The sequence below is a fragment of the Jeotgalibacillus salarius genome (assembly GCF_004405125.1).
In the GTDB taxonomy this organism is placed as follows: Bacteria; Bacillota; Bacilli; order Bacillales; family Jeotgalibacillaceae; genus Jeotgalibacillus; species Jeotgalibacillus salarius.
On sequence record NZ_SORX01000020.1, the window covers coordinates 1 to 19684 of the forward strand.

Annotated in this window: 20 protein-coding genes, 1 tRNA gene, 1 other RNA gene and 1 other annotated feature; of the genes, 5 read left to right on the forward strand and 17 right to left on the reverse strand. The window is 45.2% G+C overall.

Going from position 1 to position 19684, the window contains the following annotated elements; translation table 11 throughout:
• Positions 1 to 129: 129 nt before the first annotated feature.
• The 9 genes from E2626_RS16890 to tadA all read right to left on the reverse strand — a co-directional run bounded on the left by E2626_RS16890 (position 130) and on the right by tadA (position 6778).
• Entirely contained in the window at positions 130 to 477 is a 348-nt protein-coding gene (locus tag E2626_RS16890) for an SHOCT domain-containing protein (RefSeq protein WP_134383349.1), read from the reverse strand.
• A 109-nt stretch (positions 478 to 586) separates the two neighbouring features.
• Positions 587 to 838 carry a pro-sigmaK processing inhibitor BofA family protein gene (locus E2626_RS16895; protein WP_134383351.1) on the reverse strand — a complete coding sequence of 84 codons (252 nt, stop codon included), beginning with the start codon at positions 836 to 838 and terminating at the stop codon, positions 587 to 589.
• 190 nt (positions 839 to 1028) lie between these two features.
• Entirely contained in the window at positions 1029 to 1244 is a 216-nt protein-coding gene (locus tag E2626_RS16900) for a YaaL family protein (RefSeq protein ID WP_134383353.1), read from the reverse strand.
• 30 nt (positions 1245 to 1274) lie between these two features.
• Entirely contained in the window at positions 1275 to 1871 is a 597-nt protein-coding gene (gene recR, locus E2626_RS16905; protein WP_041120745.1) for a recombination mediator RecR, read from the reverse strand.
• A 3-nt stretch (positions 1872 to 1874) separates the two neighbouring features.
• A complete protein-coding gene (locus tag E2626_RS16910; RefSeq protein ID WP_134383355.1) occupies positions 1875 to 2195 on the reverse strand; it encodes a YbaB/EbfC family nucleoid-associated protein in 321 nt (106 codons plus the stop codon).
• A 20-nt stretch (positions 2196 to 2215) separates the two neighbouring features.
• Positions 2216 to 3904, reverse strand: a complete 1689-nt coding sequence (dnaX, locus tag E2626_RS16915; protein ID WP_134383357.1) for a DNA polymerase III subunit gamma/tau — start codon at positions 3902 to 3904, stop codon at positions 2216 to 2218.
• 100 nt (positions 3905 to 4004) lie between these two features.
• On the reverse strand, positions 4005 to 5492 hold the full coding sequence (locus E2626_RS16920; RefSeq protein WP_134383359.1) for a BCCT family transporter: 1488 nt from the start codon (positions 5490 to 5492) through the stop codon (positions 4005 to 4007).
• A 453-nt stretch (positions 5493 to 5945) separates the two neighbouring features.
• Positions 5946 to 6210, reverse strand: an RNA gene (gene ffs, locus E2626_RS16925) — signal recognition particle sRNA large type.
• Between the two features lie 73 nt (positions 6211 to 6283).
• Positions 6284 to 6778 (reverse strand): tRNA adenosine(34) deaminase TadA, encoded by a 495-nt coding sequence (gene tadA, locus E2626_RS16930; RefSeq protein ID WP_134383361.1) that lies wholly within the window; start codon positions 6776 to 6778, stop codon positions 6284 to 6286.
• Between the two features lie 87 nt (positions 6779 to 6865).
• Between tadA and E2626_RS16935 the strand changes: the two genes are divergently transcribed.
• From E2626_RS16935 to E2626_RS16950, 4 genes are all read left to right on the forward strand, one after another.
• Positions 6866 to 8149, forward strand: a complete 1284-nt coding sequence (locus tag E2626_RS16935) for a glycoside hydrolase family 18 protein (protein WP_134383363.1) — start codon at positions 6866 to 6868, stop codon at positions 8147 to 8149.
• A 142-nt stretch (positions 8150 to 8291) separates the two neighbouring features.
• Positions 8292 to 8933 carry a deoxynucleoside kinase gene (locus E2626_RS16940; RefSeq protein ID WP_134383365.1) on the forward strand — a complete coding sequence of 214 codons (642 nt, stop codon included), beginning with the start codon at positions 8292 to 8294 and terminating at the stop codon, positions 8931 to 8933.
• Positions 8930 to 9598, forward strand: coding sequence for a deoxynucleoside kinase (locus E2626_RS16945; RefSeq protein ID WP_134383367.1), 669 nt, complete (start codon positions 8930 to 8932; stop codon positions 9596 to 9598). The genes E2626_RS16940 and E2626_RS16945 overlap by 4 nt, the downstream gene beginning before the upstream one ends.
• Positions 9599 to 9921: 323 nt before the next feature.
• A complete protein-coding gene (locus tag E2626_RS16950) occupies positions 9922 to 10092 on the forward strand; it encodes a BhlA/UviB family holin-like peptide (RefSeq protein ID WP_134383369.1) in 171 nt (56 codons plus the stop codon).
• 115 nt (positions 10093 to 10207) lie between these two features.
• On the opposite strand, the gene E2626_RS16955 is transcribed toward E2626_RS16950, so the two are convergent.
• The 8 genes from E2626_RS16955 to guaB form a co-directional block, all read right to left on the reverse strand.
• Positions 10208 to 10768, reverse strand: a complete 561-nt coding sequence (locus tag E2626_RS16955) for a sigma-70 family RNA polymerase sigma factor (RefSeq protein ID WP_134383371.1) — start codon at positions 10766 to 10768, stop codon at positions 10208 to 10210.
• Positions 10769 to 10980: 212 nt separating this feature from the next.
• A tRNA-Ser gene (locus E2626_RS16960) sits at positions 10981 to 11073 on the reverse strand.
• Positions 11074 to 11137: 64 nt separating this feature from the next.
• Positions 11138 to 11572 carry a DUF4395 domain-containing protein gene (locus E2626_RS16965; protein WP_134383373.1) on the reverse strand — a complete coding sequence of 145 codons (435 nt, stop codon included), beginning with the start codon at positions 11570 to 11572 and terminating at the stop codon, positions 11138 to 11140.
• 522 nt (positions 11573 to 12094) lie between these two features.
• Positions 12095 to 13372 carry a serine--tRNA ligase gene (serS, locus tag E2626_RS16970; RefSeq protein WP_134383375.1) on the reverse strand — a complete coding sequence of 426 codons (1278 nt, stop codon included), beginning with the start codon at positions 13370 to 13372 and terminating at the stop codon, positions 12095 to 12097.
• A gap of 141 nt (positions 13373 to 13513) precedes the next feature.
• Positions 13514 to 13729: a binding site (T-box leader), on the reverse strand.
• A 53-nt stretch (positions 13730 to 13782) separates the two neighbouring features.
• Positions 13783 to 14370 (reverse strand): pyridoxal 5'-phosphate synthase glutaminase subunit PdxT, encoded by a 588-nt coding sequence (gene pdxT / locus E2626_RS16975; protein WP_134383377.1) that lies wholly within the window; start codon positions 14368 to 14370, stop codon positions 13783 to 13785.
• Positions 14371 to 14386: 16 nt separating this feature from the next.
• Positions 14387 to 15268: a pyridoxal 5'-phosphate synthase lyase subunit PdxS gene (gene pdxS / locus E2626_RS16980; protein WP_134383379.1), complete on the reverse strand. Its 882-nt coding sequence runs from the start codon at positions 15266 to 15268 to the stop codon at positions 14387 to 14389.
• Positions 15269 to 15546: 278 nt separating this feature from the next.
• Positions 15547 to 16905 carry a D-alanyl-D-alanine carboxypeptidase family protein gene (locus E2626_RS16985; RefSeq protein ID WP_424955148.1) on the reverse strand — a complete coding sequence of 453 codons (1359 nt, stop codon included), beginning with the start codon at positions 16903 to 16905 and terminating at the stop codon, positions 15547 to 15549.
• A 293-nt stretch (positions 16906 to 17198) separates the two neighbouring features.
• On the reverse strand, positions 17199 to 18662 hold the full coding sequence (gene guaB, locus E2626_RS16990) for an IMP dehydrogenase (RefSeq protein ID WP_134383381.1): 1464 nt from the start codon (positions 18660 to 18662) through the stop codon (positions 17199 to 17201).
• Between the two features lie 114 nt (positions 18663 to 18776).
• Here guaB and E2626_RS16995 point away from each other — a divergent pair, with 114 nt between their 5' ends.
• Positions 18777 to 19439 carry a YaaC family protein gene (locus E2626_RS16995; protein ID WP_134383383.1) on the forward strand — a complete coding sequence of 221 codons (663 nt, stop codon included), beginning with the start codon at positions 18777 to 18779 and terminating at the stop codon, positions 19437 to 19439.
• Positions 19440 to 19684 lie beyond the last annotated feature (245 nt).

Here is a 19684-nt window from a genome sequence, read left to right on the forward strand (position 1 = left end):
TTCGCTTTGTCATTCAATTGTTTGCTGCGCTGTTGAAGCAACGAGGAATAATATACCACGGAACTTAAAAAGAATGCAACCCTTTTACAAAAAAAGATTTCATTTCAGTCAATTCCCTACAAAAACGCCCTACCATTTCTCATTCAACAGCTCAGCTTTCTTCTTTTGAAACTCTTCTTCTGTGACCAGACCTTCCTCTTTCAAACGATGCAGCTGTCTGATCTTCTCCTCATAGCTGCTTTCTTTACCAGCAGATACATCAGCCGGAACGCTTGCCTCATATGCAGGTGCACCGTTTTTTGAAAATACATTGATTGCGTGGAAAATTGTAATACCTGCTGCGAACAATGTCCATAGGATCCCAAACGCACCGAATTGGGGGATTACAAATAAGACTCCGATTATAATAAAGACAATACCGCCTGCCATAGCCAGAGCTGATACACCCTTTCCGGGCTTTACTCGATACTGCGCCATTTTCTCTCCACCTTTCTTCTATACTAACTCTCTCATCCAATGTACGGGTGAAAATAAAAAAAGTTCCACAGCAAGGGCATCTTCTTTCCCTCATTGTGAAACCATTTGCTTACCTCGTAAAAATATAAACAAGCGCCGCCGTACCCGGCAGTCCAAGAACACCTGCTATTCCAGTTGTGAGTGGATTCATCGGAACATATAATCCATACTCCTGTCCGAAACGATTAATAAGAAACAGCAAGCCAAGTCCTACAACCCATTTAGTCGCGAACCGCCATACCCATTTTAAAAAAGGAACGGTCCCAACCGCCAGAATCAGGATGACAGTGGTGAGCGTTCCCAGCAGCCACAGCCAGATCATCTACACTCCTCCTTAATAAATAAGAAAGTTGTCCAGCTCAAGCAGACAGGGGATAAAGCGTTCCTTGGCAACCAAAGATAAGTCAGCAACAGCCTTTACTGTACTTTTAATTATCTCAAATTGCTTCAGTCCACCGCATTTACCTTCTGCTTCCGCTTTTCCTAGTGTAAATATTCTATGTGCGAGTGACTTACTTTATGACAATTTTCCGGTGACGTGCTTCTTTAAACAAATAGAAGTAGCGCGCTTCAGCCATTTTTTCTTCAGCATTCAACTGCAGGCTTTTTTCAAAGCTCATATCTGAAAAATTTTTTTGCTGCTGCCACTCTTCTCTTGTCTGTTGCATTAAATGAACGAGCCGCTCGTCATACTCTTTTTTTAGCTTTCCTTTTTTACGAAACAGCATGGCGTTTAGCTCCTTTGAATCTGTTGGTCATCAGACATCTCTTCTGCCTTCTAGTGCTTTTGATAATGTCACTTCGTCTGCGTACTCAAGATCGCCGCCTACTGGCAGACCATGTGCAATTCTTGTCACTTTAATACCTGAAGGACGCAGCAGTCTTGAAATGTACATCGCTGTTGCTTCTCCTTCAATGTTTGGGTTAGTGGCAAGGATCACTTCCTGAACTTCATCATCCTGAAGGCGCTTCAGCAGGTCGGGAACGTTAATGTCTTCAGGGCCGATTCCATCCATTGGTGAGATGGCACCGTGAAGCACGTGATAAAGGCCTGTGTATTCCCTCATTTTTTCCATAGCAATCACGTCTTTAGGATCCTGAACGACACAAATAATTGAGCGGTCGCGCTTTTGATCTTCACAGATATAGCATGGATCCTGGTCTGTAATATGGCCGCAAACAGAGCAAAATCCGAGATTCCGCTTAGCGTTGACCAGCGCTTTGGCAAAATCGAGCACTGTATCTTCTTTCATTCCTAATACAAAAAACGCCAGCCGGGCCGCTGTTTTCGGCCCAATGCCTGGCAGTTTCATGAAGCTGTCAATCAGCTTTGATATCGGTTCCGGGTAGTGCACGTATTAAAACATCCCCGGGAGGTTCATGCCTTTAGTGAACTGTCCCATTGTAGAATTAGTCAATTCCTCAGCTGCTTTCATTGCCTCGTTTGTTGCGGCTAACACAAGGTCCTGCAGCATTTCGATATCTTCCGGATCTACAACTTCTTCTTTGATTTCTACATCTACAACTTCTTTATGACCTGAAACAGTTACAGTAACCATTCCACCGCCGGCTGTACCAGTCAGTCGCTTTTCACCAAGCTCTTCCTGTGCCTTTGCCATTTGCTTCTGCATTTTCTGCATCTGCTTCATCATACCTTGCATATTTCCTCCACCACGCATGTGTAATACCTCCGAATAATTTAGTCTTGAATATCGAGTAAGTCTGAACCGACAAGTTTCCTTGCTTCTTCAATCAATGGATCTTCTTTCGTTTCTCCATCATCCTCAGATTCTTCCTGATTCTGAATAAAGTCTTCACGAATCTCAAGCCACTGATCTTCCGGAACACCAATCACAGAATAAAAAGCGCCCGTTAGTTCCTGAAGAATCGAAGGCATCGTGTCAGTCAGCTTATTGTTTTCCATTGCCATTTTGCAATGAATCTCATATTTGAATTTTAACACAAAAGTGTCCTGAGATGCTGCAACTGGCTCCGCTTCATTTAAAAGAGCAGTAAGCGACCTCAGCTGCTGGCGATTCATACTCTCAAGCATGTCTCCCCAGCGGTTTTTAATCTGTGAAATGTCATCTTTCGTTGCATTCCTGAGTACTTCTTTAATTCTGCCGGCCGGTGCCTTGAATGTACTTTGGCGTGATTGTTTCTTTGCTGCCGGGGCAGGTGCTGGAGCTGCTTCTTCTGACACGCCGTTTGCCTTCAGGTTTTTCAGTTCACCTTCAAGCTGGTTCACCCGGTTGATCAGCTGCTGCAGGTCCGGAATATCCGCTGCCTGTGAAACCTTTGGGCGCTCAGACTGCGACAGTTTCACAGCTGCTACTTCTAAATGGGTGCGGGCATGATTAGACAGTCTCATTTCCTGCTGCGTTTTATTTAGCACTTCGATGTATTGATACAGCAAATCAGGTTCGACTGTATCTGCAATTTGCTTAAACGCTTCATCAGATAACACGCGTTCAAGCGAATCCTCAAGCTCAGGAGCTGTTTTGAACAGTAAAAGGTCACGACTGTATAAAATCAGGTCCTCGATCAGTCTGAGGGGATCCTTTCCCTCTTCAAGCAGCTGATGAATCGCATCAAGTGCTGAAGCTGTATGCTGATCAATAATCGATTTCACAAGGTTTGTCAGCTGTTCCTGGCCGATTGATCCGGTTACCGTCAGCGCATCTTCAACTGTCACCTGTTCTCCACTGAACGAAATCGCCTGGTCAAGCAGACTGAGCGCATCACGCATGCCGCCTTCTGCAGTCCGTGCAATGATGTGCAATGCTCTTTCTTCAACCGTTACACCGGATTCTTCGGCAATGTGTTTCATTCTCCCGGTAATGTCATGCGCGGTGATTCTTTTAAAATCAAAGCGCTGACAGCGGGAAATAATCGTAAGCGGAATTTTGTGCGGTTCAGTCGTTGCCAGAATAAAGATCACATGCTTTGGCGGCTCTTCAAGTGTTTTTAATAACGCATTAAAAGCCCCGGGCGTAAGCATATGCACTTCATCGACGATATATACTTTATAGCGCCCTTCATTTGGCGCATATTTTACTTTGTCACGAATATCACGGATTTCATCGACTCCGTTATTAGATGCGGCATCGAGTTCAATGACATCGGAAATCGAACCGTCTGTAACACCTTTACAAATCGCACATTCATTACATGGTTCTTTGACTGGTGCATGCTCACAGTTGACCGCTTTGGCTAAAATTTTCGCCGCACTCGTTTTTCCAGTACCACGGGGACCCGAAAATAAATAAGCATGAGAAATTTTCTCCTGTAAGAGGGCGTTCTGCAGCGTTTTTGTCACGTGCCGCTGCCCTACAACGTCAGCAAATTCCTGTGGGCGCCACACGCGGTATAACGCTTGGTAAGCCATGGTGTACCCTCCTCATCTGTTGTGTTTTCCTCTCATAAGTATAACGCATATCTGCTGCCCTGACACTCGAAAAAAGAGAGGAAATCACACAGACATCAAACTATGATTTTTTGCCTTTAACTTCTTTGTTCAGCGTTTTAACTAGGCCGATACACATAAATATGACAATCACTGACAGTGGCAATGCACTGATCACGATTGCAGTCTGAAAAGCCTGCAGACCCCCGACTAAAAGCAGGATCGCTGTAATGGAAACAAATAACACACCCCAAGTAATTTTAATTCTGGTCGATGGGTTCAGGTTTCCGTTTGTTGACTGCATCCCCAGTACGAATGTTGCAGAGTCAGCTGTTGTGACAAAGAATATCGTAATAATAATAATGGTGAAAAACGACATAATCGCCGAAAGTGGCAGCTCCTGCAACACATAAAACAACGCTGTTTCAAGTGATTGAGCTGATACTTCTAGTCCTTCGTATAATTCATAATAGATGCCTGTTCCACCGACAAAAGCGAACCAGATAAACATGACAAAACTCGGTACTAAGATCACACCGACAATAAATTCACGGATCGTTCTCCCTTTAGAAATACGGGCAATAAACATTCCGACAAATGGTGTCCATGAAATCCACCATGCCCAGTAGAAAATCGTCCATCCTTCAGTCCAGCTTGAAGCCTGGTCATTTACAGGGTTAACCTGCAGTGACATCGGAATAAAAATCGATAAGTATTCAGCCAGACCTGATACGAACATGTTTAACATAAATAATGTTGGTCCTGTAATGAAAATAAAAACAAGGAACAAAAATGAGATCGATATATTAATCGTACTTAAGTATTTGATTCCTTTATGAATACCAGTGGATGCTGAAATGACGAAGATCACAGTGATGATCAGCATGATGATCAGTTGAATTGTAAAATTGTAAGGAGCATCGAACAGGAATACAAGTCCGGAGTTAATTTGCTGGGCACCAAGCCCAAGTGAAGCTGCAACACCAAATAATGTGGCAAAAACTGCAATGATATCAACTGTGTGTCCAAGTGGCCCTTTTACTCTCGAACCAAACACAGAGTATAATGTAGAACTCATTAAACCTGGTGAATTATAACGGAATTGCTGAAGCGCAAGGGCAAGAGCAACGATCGCATAAATAGCCCAGGCATGAAAGCCCCAGTGGAGCCATGTGTAGGCAACACCACTCACAGCATCAGCTGCGGTTCCACCTTCCCCATAAGGCGGCGCTGAAAAATGTCCGATTGGTTCTGACACGCCATAAAAGAACAGCCCAATTCCGATTCCTGCTGAAAACAGCATCGAAAACCAGACAGGCCTGCTAAATTCAGGTTTTCCTTCCTGCGGTCCAAGCTTTATTTTTCCAAAGCGGCCAAATGCGAGATAAACCGCAAAAAGAAACAATCCTGTTACGAGCAGCTGGTAATACCACCCGAACGTTTCAAACATAAATGACTGTGCCGTTGCAAGACCCGCATTCAGCTGATCGGTAAATAAAACACCGACGAGCACAAATGCAAGTGCGAGTCCCACAGAAACCATCAGTACTGGTGATTTTTTCGAATTCATTTGACTTCCCCTTTTCAATTGTTATGTACTTAAGGTTATCATACCTTTAAAAATGATTCAGAAAACGCCCATATAATGGGATTTTTCGTGGATTTTTTAGGGAGTCATACAGGTGTAGTGGCGGGGTTCGCAGAATGAAGCGTGATGTTCGGAGAAAGATGCCTGATGTTCTCGGAATAGAAGGTGTGGTTCTTAAAAAAACACGGCTAGTTCAAAGAAAAAACGGGGTTGTTCGTAGAAGAGTGTAATTTAACCTACTCCAGACTACGCTAAACTTCGCCGGTTAGGGTGGTTCACGTTTCATCCATGCAGATTCGGCGTTTAAGAGCTCTCATTCGCGACCCCGGGAGACATGTTCGACACTTCAGGTACTCAGCCTCATCCCCTCACGCAAACAAAACAAAAAAGCCACCCCGGAATCCAGGATGACTTTGAATATATAAAATTAAAATGCCGTGCACCTTCTGTCGACTGACAGCCCCATGCGTTACTCCTGCAGTTAGCTCGGTTCAGGCAGCCCCGCGGCACATGAGAGGTTCCACTTAATGCTGCTTCCTTCCGGACCTGACATGGTTCATGAATTCCCATTGCGCAGGACCCAAACGTCAACACCACTTACAGAAGGCAGACCATAAGGCTAGGCAGCCTCGAGAAGGGATTCAGTTTCGCTAGAGCGGATTGCGAATACAGGGCACCGCTAATTCCCCACCTAGCACGGCAAAAATGAGACCAATAATCATTTGCGCCTTTTGACGACGCAAGATTTAGTATACTACCTGCAGATTGAAAAATCAATCAGGATCTTTTAACATCTGTTTCTTCAATTTCTTTTCTTCACGCAGCCCCCTGAAAAAGTCCGTCAGCATCTGTCCGCACGCTTCCCCGAGTACATCCGGCACAACTTCACACCGGTGATTGAATCGGTCATCTTCAAGCAGATTCATCAGGCTCCCGGCACATCCAGCTTTTGGATCACGCGCACCATAGACGACCCGGTCCACACGTGATAACAAAATTGCTCCACTGCACATAGGACACGGTTCCAGCGTGACATAAAGCGTTGTGTTTTCAAGGCGCCAGCTGCCAACAGCATCACAGGCTTTTTCAATCGCCAGCAGTTCAGCGTGCGTAACAGCATTCTGAGTGGTTTCGCGCATATTGTAGGCCGAGGCGATGATCTCATCATCTTTTACAATGACAGCCCCAATCGGCACTTCGCGGATCGCTCCCGCCTTCTTTGCTTCCTCTATCGCTCGCCGCATCCAGTATTCATCGCGTTCAGTCATCACATTCGTCCTTTGCTCATTTTTTTCTGATCTTATCATATAGTTGAAAATAGCGTCTATTTTCTCTAAATGCGAAAGGAGTTCCTTATGCAAATTCACGTCGTTCAACCGGGTGAGAATCTTTTTACGATCAGCGCTCGCTATTCAATCACACCTCAGCAGATCGCAGATGCCAATCAGCTGCCGAACCCGGATCAACTTGTACCGGGCCAGGCACTCGTGATCCCGATTACAGGAAGCTTTTATTTTGTTCAGGCCGGAGATTCACTTTATAAAATTGCCCAGCAGGCTGGAATCACTTATCAGGAACTCGCCTCTATTAATGGGTTGTCACCTGACCAGCCGCTTGCGATTGGCTGGAGACTCTACTTACCGCCAAAGCCAAAAACACCGGCTGAATTCAATGCCTATGCGGAACCGTTCGGAGAGACTGTCTCTGAAAATATTTTGTTCCGCACAAGGGAAGCCGCTCCTTACTTAACCTATCTGGCTCCATTCAGCTTCCGGGCACTACGCGACGGCTCACTCAGCACGCTGCCAGTTGATCCGTTTGTACCAATTGCAGACGCCAACCGCAATACCCTGATGATGGTCATCACGAATTTAGAAGAAGGCGGATTTAACGATGAGCTCGGCCGTATTCTATTAAATGATATGACGGTTCAGAACAATCTGCTGGATAATATTGAAGCAACCGCTAAGCAATATGGATTCCGGGACATTCATTTTGATTTTGAATATTTGCGCCCTGAAGATGAGGAAGCGTACACCGCATTTTTAGCAAAAGCAAAAGAACGCTACGCTCAGGAAGGCTGGCTTGTATCAGCAGCACTCGCACCAAAAACACGTGCAGATCAACCAGGCAGATGGTATGAAGCCCACAATTATAAGGCGATTGGTGAGGTTGTGGATTTTGTGGTCATCATGACGTATGAATGGGGCTACAGCGGCGGACCGGCTCAGGCAGTTTCCCCAATTGGTCCGGTCAGAGATGTACTTGAGTATGCACTGACTGAAATGCCGGCAAATAAAATCATGATGGGACAGAACCTGTATGGCTATGACTGGACGCTGCCATTTGTCCAGGGTTCTCAGGCGCGCGCCATCAGTCCCCAGCAGGCCATCGAAATTGCTGCAACGCAAGGCGTAACGATCCAATACGATACAACTGCCCAGGCACCATTTATCGAGTACACTGCCGAAGGAAAAGACCATATCATCTGGTTCGAGGATGCCCGGTCCATTCAGGCGAAATTTGATTTGTTAAAAGAGTTGAACTTACGAGGGATGAGTTACTGGAAACTCGGCCTGTCTTTTCCACAAAACTGGCTGCTCATCAGCGATCAGTTCACCCCTGTTAAGCTCAGATAATTTTTTCTATCAGACAAGGCGCGTATCATCGCGGTCCTTGTCTTTTTTCGTCTGATGATGTCTACTTTTCATTTTTCTTATATGGTACAATAACGGGTGCAAACTGAACCGGCTTGACTGGAGAACAAGGAGGAAAACGAGAATGACAACCATTCCGTTTATTACGGTGGAGGGTCCGATTGGCGTTGGTAAGACATCCCTCGCAAAAGCGATTTCCTCACACTTTGATTTCCATTTACTTAAGGAAATTGTCGATGAGAATCCTTTTTTAGATAAATTCTACTCAAACATTGATGAGTGGAGCTTTCAGACAGAGATGTACTTTCTCTGCAACCGCTATAAGCAGCTGAGCGATATTCAGCGCCTTTATCTGTCTGCACAGAAGCCTGTTGCGGCAGATTACCACATCTTCAAAAATATCATTTTCGCAAAACGCACACTGCGCCCTGAGGAATACGACAAGTATCTTGAGATTTACCGCATTTTAACGGCTGATATGCCAAAGCCGAATGTGGTTGTCTACCTTCACGCAAGCCTGGAGACTTTGTTAAAACGGGTGAAACTGCGTGGACGTGATTTCGAACGTGATATGAGCCCGCTCTACCTTGAGCAGCTCTCAGCAGACTATGAAGAATTCATCTACCATTTCGAAAAAACGCATCCGGAAATCCCGGTGCTGCGTATAAACGGTGACGACATTGATTTCGTCAACTACGAACAAGACCTCGGGAAAGTCCTTCAGCAGGTCGAAGAATCATTACTTAAAAGGAGTACAACCCTATGAATGCACGTGAACGCTACGGCATCCCGAACGATGCTGTGATTACGATCGCCGGAACAGTCGGCGTCGGAAAATCAACAATGACACAAAAACTCGCTGAACACCTTCAGTTCAGAACTTCATTTGAAAAAGTTGAGGCTAACCCTTATCTCGATAAATTCTATAAAGACTTCGAAAAATGGAGCTTCCACCTGCAAGTTTATTTCCTGGCAGAACGTTTCAAGGAACAAAAGCGTATGTTTGAATACGGCGGCGGCTTCATTCAGGACCGCTCGATTTATGAAGATACAGGCATTTTTGCAAAAATGCATTTTGAAAAAGGCACGATGTCACCGGTTGACTATGAAACGTACACGAGTCTTTTTGAGGCAATGGTGATGACGCCATACTTCCCTCATCCAAGTCTGCTTGTCTACCTTGAGGGATCGCTTGATGATATCGTGACGCGCATTCAGGCACGGGGCCGTCCGATGGAGCAGGAAACACCGCTTGCTTACTGGGAAGAGATGCACCAGCGCTATGAAAACTGGATTGATTCGTTCAATGCATGTCCGGTGCTGCGTCTGAATATTAATGATTATGATCTTGTGAAGAATCCGGATTCGATTGATCCGATTCTTGAGAAGATCGGGTCGTTTATTCAGCAGACATCGCTTTTGAAGAAGTAAATGTCTAAGACCGCTGTCTCTTTCCGTGAAGGACTTCGCTTTCCGCGGACGAACGCTCAAGCCTCCTCGGGCAGAAGACCACTGCCCTGCGGGGTCTTTCCCGATCGTTTTTCCGCAGGAGTCTTCGTCCTTCACTCCAAGAGCCAGCTGAATGAGTACTAATTAATTCATTTTTATCATACTCGATAATATATCCCATCATTCAATCTGCACAGCTGATGATTGAAGCGGAAATCATCAGCCAATTTATATAAAATTCAAACCCAGCGTTTACAAGAAGACTTCATCTTCCTTTTATATAGAGTAAAAGGGGGATTTTTTTGATGGAGAAGATTTTGATTGATGTGTTGTCGACGCAGGGTGTGTTTGCGGGGCTTTTGTTTTACGTGCTGCGGATGAATAAGGAGCGGGAGGATAAGTTTTTTGAGACGAATCGGAAGCTTGAGGAAACGCTGCAGCTGATTGAGTTGCTGCTGAAGAAGGATGGGCGATAAAGAAAACCCGGCTGGTGTATTCGGATACGCCGCCGGGTTTTTCTGTGCATGAATTATTATCTCGAATGCGATATAATTGAGACAGGGAAAAGGAGCGTCAATTCTTGTGGTCTGGTCACTGCACTGAATCTGATGGCTTCCTTTTCTCTTTTTCATGTCCAAAATACAGACATTTAATCTTTTTGAGCGCTCTGTTTTTCGTCTGGTTCACAGCCTGTCTTGAAATTCTCATGTATTGGGCAAGTTCCGTTGCAGATAAATCACTGACATACATGCATTCAATGACGAATGACTCCTGACTGGTGAGCACCTCCATCATCTCAAGCAATTCGATCTCCGAATTCATGACTGCTTCATCTGCGATATTTTTCACCTCAAAGGCTTGTTCGAATTCGATTTTCTTACTGTTCTTTTTTGATAAGCGAATAAATTCGTATTTTAATGATTTTGCGAGATAGCTGAAGATCACTTTGTTATTTTTATCTTTCAATTGTTCTAGCGGCATTTTACGTGCAGCCTTCAGTAAATGCAGCTTTAGATCCTGCTTTGTGTCCTCACCATCAAGCAGTCGGCCGTATTTGTGAATGACGGGTTCGAACATTGACAGCAGCTCAAGCGTCTCTCGTTCCCCACCGTCCCGCATTTCCACTGTGGTTTCATATAAATTTTTCTGCATATCATCCCTCCTTTTTCACATTATACCAAACATGTGTTCTTATTTTTAGTATTAGGAGTCGGGAAAATTCGCGTTTTTTTGCGAAAAAGAAAAAAGCACCCTGTTTCCAGAGTGCTGTACGAAGATATTAAGCATTTTAATAGACAAAAAAGCCACTGCCTAAGCAGTGACTTTCTCCAATTTATGCGCGTTGATGTTAAATTTTAAAATTATGGAGGAGGAAGAGGGATTCGAACCCCCGCGGGCTGTTACACCCCTGTCGGTTTTCAAGACCGATCCCTTCAGCCAGACTTGGGTATTCCTCCGTGTCGACAAGAATTATAATATCATGGATAAATAGTTCCCGTCAATTCTTTTTAAAAAGTTTTTTTAAAAACTTTTAGATGCTTTTGCTTTTCGGTATTGCCACTGCTTCCACTGAAAACGAATGAAACACCCGACACAAAAACCCATGATCGCAACTGACGCCGCAGTCACAACCATTATTGTAAATGCATAACCAGCAATTGTCCAGCCTGAAATGAAAGAAACATAGCCTCCTGTCAGGAAAAACACTGCAAGAATCTGATTGAAACGCTGATCCGAACGATCCTCTGGAATATAACTGCTCATTGGCTTCTTCAGGAACACCTTTGCCAGACGCATAACTGGATTAAAATTAAAGAGTACGCCACCCAGACCGGCGAGAAGCGGAATCAGCAATAAGTGATGAAGTCCTGTTATCCAGACTGCTGCTACGGTGAGAACGATGGTCCATTGATTGGCGCGCACAAGTGGACGCGGTATTGAAATAGAGTTTGCCATCTATATATCATACCTTTCTGATCGGAATATAAGTTTATAACATATAATACGCCGGAAGGTATAGAAACGTCAAGCCGGGAAGTTTTTTTGAAGTGTTGAACAGCGCGAGAGACTCATACAACATCGGATACGGCTGGTTGTGCGCTCGCGACGGGATCTTGTGCACTCAACCCTGGTGTATCGCGCACTCACCAGCCGAAATCGTGCACTCAATCGACAAAACCGTGCAGCCAACGCCCGGAAACAGCAAAGCGGCAGTGGATGCACTTCGGAAACAGGATCCTGGTTTCTCAAGTGCATGAAGTGGACGGATTGACTGCCGGAATGAGGTTATTGGACATCGGATTCGGCGTGGTGTGCACTCGCGACGGGATCTTGTGCACTCAACCCGGGTGTATCGCGCACTCACCAGCCGAAACAGTGCACTCAATCGATAAAACCGTGCAGCCAAAGCCCGGGAACAGCGAAGCGCTGTACATACATAAAAAAGAGCCGCCCCCTCAAGGACAGCTCTCTTCACATTTATTTAGCGATAACTTTCTTACCACCCATATAAGGCTGCAATACCTCAGGCACAACCACGCTGCCGTCTTCCTGCTGGTAATTCTCTAAAAGCGCAGCCACTGTACGGCCGATTGCAAGGCCGCTTCCATTTAGCGTATGCACGTGCTCAGGCTTCGCATTTGGCTCACGGCGGAAGCGGATATTTGCACGGCGCGCCTGGAAGTCTTCAAAGTTACTGCAAGAAGAGATTTCGCGGTATGTGCCGTAGCTTGGAATCCATACTTCAATGTCGTATTTCTTCGCAGCTGTGAAGCCAAGATCAGCTGTACACATGCTCATCACGCGATATGGGAGCTCCAGCAACTGAAGCACCTTCTCCGCGTGCCCCGTCAGCATCTCAAGTGTTTCATAAGATTCTTCAGGCTTCGCAAAACGCACAAGCTCTACTTTGTTAAACTGGTGCTGACGGATCAATCCGCGTGTATCACGACCGGCAGATCCCGCTTCAGAGCGGAAGTTTGCGCTGTATGCAACATACGCTTTTGGCAGCTCATCCGCTTTTAAAATTTCATCACGGTGGAAGTTTGTCACCGGTACTTCAGAAGTCGGTACAAGGAAGAAGTCTTCTTTCTCAATACGGAAAGCATCCTCTTCAAATTTTGGCAGCTGACCCGTGCCAGTCATGCTTGCACGGTTTACAAGGTATGGCGGCAGCATTTCAGTATATCCGTGCTGGTCCTGATGAAGATCCATCATAAAGTTGATCAGCGCGCGCTCAAGACGTGCACCTGCTCCTTTATAAAACACGAAGCGGCTGCCAGTTACTTTTGCTGCGCGTTCAAAGTCCAGCATCTCAAGGTCAGTCGCTACATCCCAATGAGGTTTTGGTTCAAATCCAAAGTCGCGGATATTTCCCCAATTGCGGATCTCAACGTTATCATCTTCCGTATCGCCAATAGGAACGCTGTCGTGCGGTATGTTTGGAATAGATAGGAGCAGCGTTTCAAGCTTGTCTTCCACTTCACGAAGGCGCTCATCAATTTGCTTAATTTCATCCCCTAGTCCGCGCATCTCAGCAATCACATCGTCTGCGTTTTTCTTTTCACGCTTCATCTGTGCGATTTCCTGAGACACTTCATTACGGCGGCTCTTCTTCTCTTCGCTCTTCACAATCAGTTCACGGCGCTCCTGATCTAAAGCCTGAAACTGATCAAAGTCCTTCAAATCCTCTCCGCGCTTGCCCATCTTCTCTTTTATTTCTTCAAAATGATTACGTAATCGTTTTAAATCTAACATGGTGATTCCTCCTTTTATATTGGTTGAAAAACTGTGCGTCTACTCCCGCTGGCGTTGTCACGACCGTCACTCGCCGGCCGCGAAGTCAGGGTATGTCCCTGCCTACACAAACAAAAAACTCCCGCCACTTATTATAAAATAATAAGGGACGAGAGTTGAAGCCCGCGATACCACCCTGGTTGAAAGCACATGTGTACTTTCCGCTTAAGGCATAACGGTGCCTGCCCGTGGAATCCTACTGAAAGTTTCAGATTCCCGCTCCAGAATGGATTCACGAATGCCTCATATCTGCTTGCACCGACCGCAGACTCTCTTTAATAAGCACATTTCGTTACTGCTTTCTGTCACAGCTTTTCGTTTGTATGATAAAAATTAGGTTACTACACGATCTGAAAAAGATCAACTATTATTTAAATCACAACAGCCGGTGATTCTACCATTTGAATGAAATACTCAGTCAAACGGTGATCATCCGTAAGCTCCGGATGAAATGAGCAGCCAAGGAATTGTCCGTGACGCGCAAGTACGATCCGCTCGTTGTGCGTTGCCAGCACTTCTGTATCAGGACCGGCTGACACAATGTGCGGCGCTCGGATGAAGACTGCTGTGTAAGGATCCCTTTCAATGCCTGTAATGGACAGGTCCGCTTCAAAGCTTTCCTTCTGACGGCCAAATGAATTCCGCTCAACCACAACGTCCATCACACCAAGATGCGGCTCATCGTACCCGACAATGTCTCCTGCAAGCAGGATCAGCCCGGCACATGTGCCAAACATCGGCTTGCCTGAAGCAGCGAATGCTCTTAACGGCTCCATCAAACCATATACATCAATCAGGCGGCGCATCGTTGTGCTTTCTCCGCCTGGTAAAATTAATCCGTTGATACTTGAGAGCTGTTCTGCTTTCTTCACGACAACCGCTTTGGCACCGCCTGCTTCGATTGAACGGACATGTTCGCGAACCGCTCCCTGTAAACCTAACACACCAATTGTTGTCATGATGATCAGCCCTTTCTTACCAACCGCGCTCCTGCATGCGGTCTTCTAATGATAGTGAAGAGATTTCCATCCCTTTCATTGCTGTACCAAGTTCTTTTGATACTTTTGCAATTAACTCATAATCCTGATAGTGTGTTGTTGCTTCTACGATTGCACGTGCAAACTTTTCAGGGTTATCTGATTTGAAGATACCTGATCCGACAAATACACCGTCAGCGCCAAGCTCCATCATCAGTGCAGCATCAGCTGGTGTTGCTACGCCGCCTGCAGCGAAGTTTACAACCGGCAGACGTCCAAGTTCCTTGATCTCTAAAAGAAGTTCAAATGGTGCACCAAGCAATTTTGCTTCTGTCATCAGTTCATCTTTAGACATATTCACAACTTTACGGATCTGTCCGTTTACTTTACGGATGTGGCGCACTGCTTCAACGATGTTCCCTGTTCCAGGTTCACCTTTTGTACGAAGCATTGACGTACCTTCACCGATACGGCGAGCTGCTTCACCAAGATCACGGCACCCGCATACGAATGGTACTGTGAAATCACTCTTCATTAAGTGATACTCTTCATCCGCTGGAGTTAGTACTTCACTTTCATCTATATAATCTACGCCCATTGATTCAAGTACACGAGCTTCTGTAATATGCCCGATTCTTGCTTTTGCCATGACCGGAATACTAACCGCTTTCATTACATCTTCTACGATACGAAGGTCCGCCATACGGGCTACTCCGCCGTCTTTACGAATATCAGATGGCACACGTTCAAGCGCCATAACTGCTACCGCTCCTGCTGCCTCTGCTAATTTAGCCTGCTCTGCATTGACTACGTCCATGATGACGCCGCCTTTTTGCATCTCTGCCATTCCTCTTTTTACACGATCCGTACCTGTATTCATGGTAAAAGCCTCCTTCATCCTTTAGAACAGTTCAGTGAAGTTCCGGGTCTGACCCTGGACTTCGCTGAAACTGGTAAATTTTAAGCTTAATAGTCGGAATGATACGTCCAGCTTTAGGCATTTCACAAATCCCCTCCACTTTTCATTATTCCATCTTTTATCTTCACTAAAAAAGCACCTCCTGTCAAGACAGGAAGTGCTTTTACACTTAAAATGGTGCTAAAAACCTTGATGGATAAAGGTTTTCATTCCATTAAAGTATTAAAATAAAATATTTCTTAGAACCAGCCTTTTACTGTGCTGACGATTGTATCCCACAGTCCGCCGAAGAAGCCCCCGACTGCACGCATACTTAGTACAAACCAATTGGCCTTTTCTACTGCTTGAGTCGTGACTACTTCTGATTCAAGTGATGAAGCCATACTTTCATCAAGGAAGCCATATTCCCCACCTGCTGAAGCCAGGCTGAGTGTACCGACCTGGGCACCTGATTCAATCGGCGCTGTCAGCTCGCCATCTTCATTTAACAGCGACTCATCAAGCACTAGTTCCGGTGTGAATTCCGCCGGATCCTGACCGTTTTCAAGAAGTACCTGTACCGGTTCAGTTGACTCGATCGCTACTGTATCTTCTGTACCTTTATCAACAGGCAATGTTTCCTGACCTTCTACTGTATAGTTGGCAGGCAGGATTTCCTGCATAGCGAAATTACCGAATCCATAATCAAACAGTTCTGCTGTCGCACCAAAGCGGGCAGCATAAGAACCGACACCATTTTCATCTGTCGCATTCATGACAACTGAGATCAGGCGCATGCCGTCACGTTCAGCTGTTCCTGTAAATGTGTAGCCTGCAAAGTCTGTTGTACCTGTTTTAATTCCATCTGCGCCTTCATATTCAAATACGAGAGAAGGAAGCATGAAATTCCAGTTTTCCATATCAATTGCATCGTCTGTGCCTTCACGGAATACTTTTTTAGGAATACTTGATGTTTCAAGTACTTCCGGAAAGTCATTTAACAAATGGTAAGCAAGCTTCGCTGTTCCACGTGCTGACATGACGTTTTCTTCATCAACGCCAGTACCTTCTGGATGATAGCCAAGCATATCCGCATTATTTAATCCGGTCGTATTTACAAAATTATAGTCGCCCAGCTCAAGTTCAGCTGCTTTTTCATTCATCAGCTGTACAAATTCACCTTCTGAACCGGAAACCATTTCAGCGAGCGCGATTGTTGCAGCATTTGCTGAATAGATGACCATTGCTTCATAAAGTTCCTGAACAGAGTACTGCTCCCCGTTTCGCAAAGGAACATTACTAAGTGAACGGTCCTGAGAAAGTTCGTACGTTTTATCCGTCACTGTATATTGATCATCCCAGGCAACTTCTCCGTTTGCAATTGCTTCAAGAAGAAGGTACTCAGTCATCATCTTTGTCATACTTGCAATTCCAAGCTGCGTATCTGCATTTTCTGCATACAGCACTTTACCTGTTTCTGCTTCAAGCAGAATGGCTGCATCTACATTCCAATTCTGAATGACATTCGCTTTCGCCTCGTGCATAAAAGCACCACTGCCAAAAAATAATACGAACGCAAGGACACTGACTGTCATTTTGCGCAACACTTTTGTTTTCAACATGTTAAACCTCCGATATGATATCCGTGTCTAGCTCCGGATCGCATGGTCTAGCAGACTTCCATTCCACTCGTCCGATCAGTAAACACCAGCTCACGAACGTTCGCGGTGTTTCCTTTATCTCCGTCATGGCTGCTCCTAAACGCTCGCCTCCGCTTTTCTATGTACACTTCTGTCATTTTATCATAATTTATCATCAAAAAGTATAGACATTATAGCACTGTTCAGTGACAAAAAAGCAGGACTCCTGTAAGAATGGAGTCCTGCCTGAGTGTGTCGAATGATTCATCTATTTACATTGAGTAGTTTGGAGATTCTTTAGTGATTTGAACATCATGCGGGTGGCTTTCGCGCAAGCCTGCACCTGTCATGCGAATGAACTGCGCTTCTTCACGAAGTTCATGAAGGTTTTTCGAACCGCAGTAACCCATTCCGCTGCGGATACCGCCAACCAGCTGATAGATTGTGTCAGCCAGTGGTCCTTTATAAGCTGTACGGCCTTCAATTCCCTCAGGAACAAGCTTCTTCGCATCTTCCTGGAAATAACGGTCCTTCGAGCCTTTTTCCATTGAGGCCATTGAGCCCATTCCACGATACACTTTAAAACGGCGGCCCTGGAAGATTTCAGTTTCACCCGGGCTTTCAGTTGTACCGGCAAGAAGGCTTCCAAGCATCACAGCATGTCCACCGGCAGCAAGTGCCTTCACGATGTCTCCTGAATACTTAATTCCACCATCGGCAATAATAGATTTACCATGTTTACGTGCTTCAGTTGCACAGTCATACACAGCTGTGATCTGAGGAACACCAACACCTGCAACAACACGTGTTGTACAGATTGAGCCTGGGCCGATTCCTACTTTTACAACGTCTGCGCCAGCTTCAATCAGTGCTTTCGTTCCTTCAGCAGTTGCGACATTTCCTGCGATAATCACGACATCAGGGAATGAGTTGCGGATCAGCGCAATTGTATCGAGCACGCCCTGAGAGTGGCCGTGAGCTGTATCAATCACAAGTGCATCAACGCCTGCTTCTACAAGCAGCTGCACGCGCTTTTCAGCATCTGCTGTTACACCTACTGATGCAGCAACTAATAGACGTCCCTGTGAATCTTTTGCAGAATTCGGGAATTCAATGACTTTTTCAATATCCTTAATTGTAATTAATCCTTTTAACATACCGTTATCGTCAACTAAAGGAAGCTTTTCAATCTTATACTTTTGAAGAATATTCTCAGCCTCTTCTAAAGTTGTACCGACTGGAGCTGTCACAACATTTTCTTTTGTCATGACTTCATCAATTTTAATCGAGTAATTCTGGATAAAACGAAGATCACGGTTTGTAATAATACCAACGAGCTTCTGCTCCTCCATATCATTCACAATTGGAACACCTGAAATACGATATTTGCCCATTAAATGCTCTGCATCAAAAACCTGGTGATCAGGAGTCAGGAAAAATGGATTCGTAATGACGCCACTTTCAGAACGCTTAACTTTTTCAACCTGCTCAGCCTGTGCTTCTATACTCATGTTCTTATGAATAACACCCAGGCCGCCTGAACGTGCCATTGCAATAGCCATTGCAGCTTCCGTCACCGTATCCATGCCTGCACTGAGAACTGGCACATTCAGCTTAATTGTGTCCGTAAGCTCAACTGACAAGTCAACATCACGCGGCAGTACCTCAGATTTAGCCGGGACCAGCAGCACATCATCAAACGTTAAACCTTCTTTAGCAAATTTCGTTTCCCACATTGTCATGTTCCTCCCCGTCTCAAAAATATTATTGTAAGGTTATCAGCCGGTCCCGTGTGTGTCAATATCGAAGGAATAAGTTCGATTATTAAGAATAGTTGGGAGATTTTTTGTATGACGTCTGACTTTGACTGGAACCACTACCTTCCTTTATATGCGAAACACTATGCCATTCAGCATTTATACAAGCACTATTCAATAGAAGCATTCGACCATCCAGAGCAGCTTGCCACCCAAAAAGCTCCATCTATATGTGCACATATTGAACACGCTGAACGGTTCTATCAGCAGTCAGCCCAGTCACCAGTCTGCATCCAGCCCGTTATGCAATTTTACGGCATGACCCACCTTTTAAAAGCTGCTATCACGATGAAAGACCCCTTTCATCCTGAAAAATCAAATCAGCTCGCACACGGTGTTTCCTCCCGCAAAATTAAAAAGAAACACTACAGTTTTTTAGAAGACACAGTCAAAATTCAAAAGCATGGACTCTACACAACATTCTCAGAAAAATTGCTGTACTGCACACCACTAACCACTACCTGCACTATGCAGCAATTATTCAATTCATTGCATGATCAATATCCGTCAACCCATACACTGCAGGCGCACTACCTGATCCTTTACAACCTCAGCATGCTCGCCCGCTACGAAACAGAATGGTGGCATACATGTATGACCTATAAGGAAACATTAGATTATCCAGTCATCAAAAGTTTCCTTACTGATTCATCACGTCAGGTACCGGAGGAGATGAAGAGATTTCTACTGGAGTGATTTTTACGCTTTGGAAATGAAGGAATCATACTCATGACTGAGGGAATTACTTTCAGATTGAAGGAATTCGAGTCCCCCTCATGATGTCGGGGTTTCTGACTTTTTGCTCTGAATGCACTGGAGATCTCGTCACTTCGTCACTTTGCCATCAATGCCCTTAGGATCCTGTCCTCTAAAAGCTTTGAACCGCACAAAAAAAGCCTTCCCACACAGGGAAGACTTTCCGTTTGCCTAGCGACGTCCTA

Bases quoted from the DNA above. Each gene is read 5' to 3' on its own strand.
- E2626_RS16890 (WP_134383349.1), bottom strand. From the start codon at position 477: ATGGCGCAGTATCGAGTAAAGCCCGGAAAGGGTGTATCAGCTCTGGCT.
- E2626_RS16895 (WP_134383351.1), bottom strand. From the start codon at position 838: ATGATCTGGCTGTGGCTGCTGGGAACGCTCACCACTGTCATCCTGATT.
- E2626_RS16900 (WP_134383353.1), bottom strand. From the start codon at position 1,244: ATGCTGTTTCGTAAAAAAGGAAAGCTAAAAAAAGAGTATGACGAGCGG.
- E2626_RS16910 (WP_134383355.1), bottom strand. From the start codon at position 2,195: ATGCGTGGTGGAGGAAATATGCAAGGTATGATGAAGCAGATGCAGAAA.
- dnaX (WP_134383357.1), bottom strand. From the start codon at position 3,904: ATGGCTTACCAAGCGTTATACCGCGTGTGGCGCCCACAGGAATTTGCT.
- E2626_RS16920 (WP_134383359.1), bottom strand. From the start codon at position 5,492: ATGAATTCGAAAAAATCACCAGTACTGATGGTTTCTGTGGGACTCGCA.
- tadA (WP_134383361.1), bottom strand. From the start codon at position 6,778: ATGACTGAACGCGATGAATACTGGATGCGGCGAGCGATAGAGGAAGCA.
- E2626_RS16935 (WP_134383363.1), top strand. From the start codon at position 6,866: ATGCAAATTCACGTCGTTCAACCGGGTGAGAATCTTTTTACGATCAGC.
- E2626_RS16940 (WP_134383365.1), top strand. From the start codon at position 8,292: ATGACAACCATTCCGTTTATTACGGTGGAGGGTCCGATTGGCGTTGGT.
- E2626_RS16945 (WP_134383367.1), top strand. From the start codon at position 8,930: ATGAATGCACGTGAACGCTACGGCATCCCGAACGATGCTGTGATTACG.
- E2626_RS16950 (WP_134383369.1), top strand. From the start codon at position 9,922: ATGGAGAAGATTTTGATTGATGTGTTGTCGACGCAGGGTGTGTTTGCG.
- E2626_RS16955 (WP_134383371.1), bottom strand. From the start codon at position 10,768: ATGCAGAAAAATTTATATGAAACCACAGTGGAAATGCGGGACGGTGGG.
- E2626_RS16965 (WP_134383373.1), bottom strand. From the start codon at position 11,572: ATGGCAAACTCTATTTCAATACCGCGTCCACTTGTGCGCGCCAATCAA.
- serS (WP_134383375.1), bottom strand. From the start codon at position 13,372: ATGTTAGATTTAAAACGATTACGTAATCATTTTGAAGAAATAAAAGAG.
- pdxT (WP_134383377.1), bottom strand. From the start codon at position 14,370: ATGACAACAATTGGTGTGTTAGGTTTACAGGGAGCGGTTCGCGAACAT.
- pdxS (WP_134383379.1), bottom strand. From the start codon at position 15,268: ATGAATACAGGTACGGATCGTGTAAAAAGAGGAATGGCAGAGATGCAA.
- guaB (WP_134383381.1), bottom strand. From the start codon at position 18,662: ATGTGGGAAACGAAATTTGCTAAAGAAGGTTTAACGTTTGATGATGTG.
- E2626_RS16995 (WP_134383383.1), top strand. From the start codon at position 18,777: ATGACGTCTGACTTTGACTGGAACCACTACCTTCCTTTATATGCGAAA.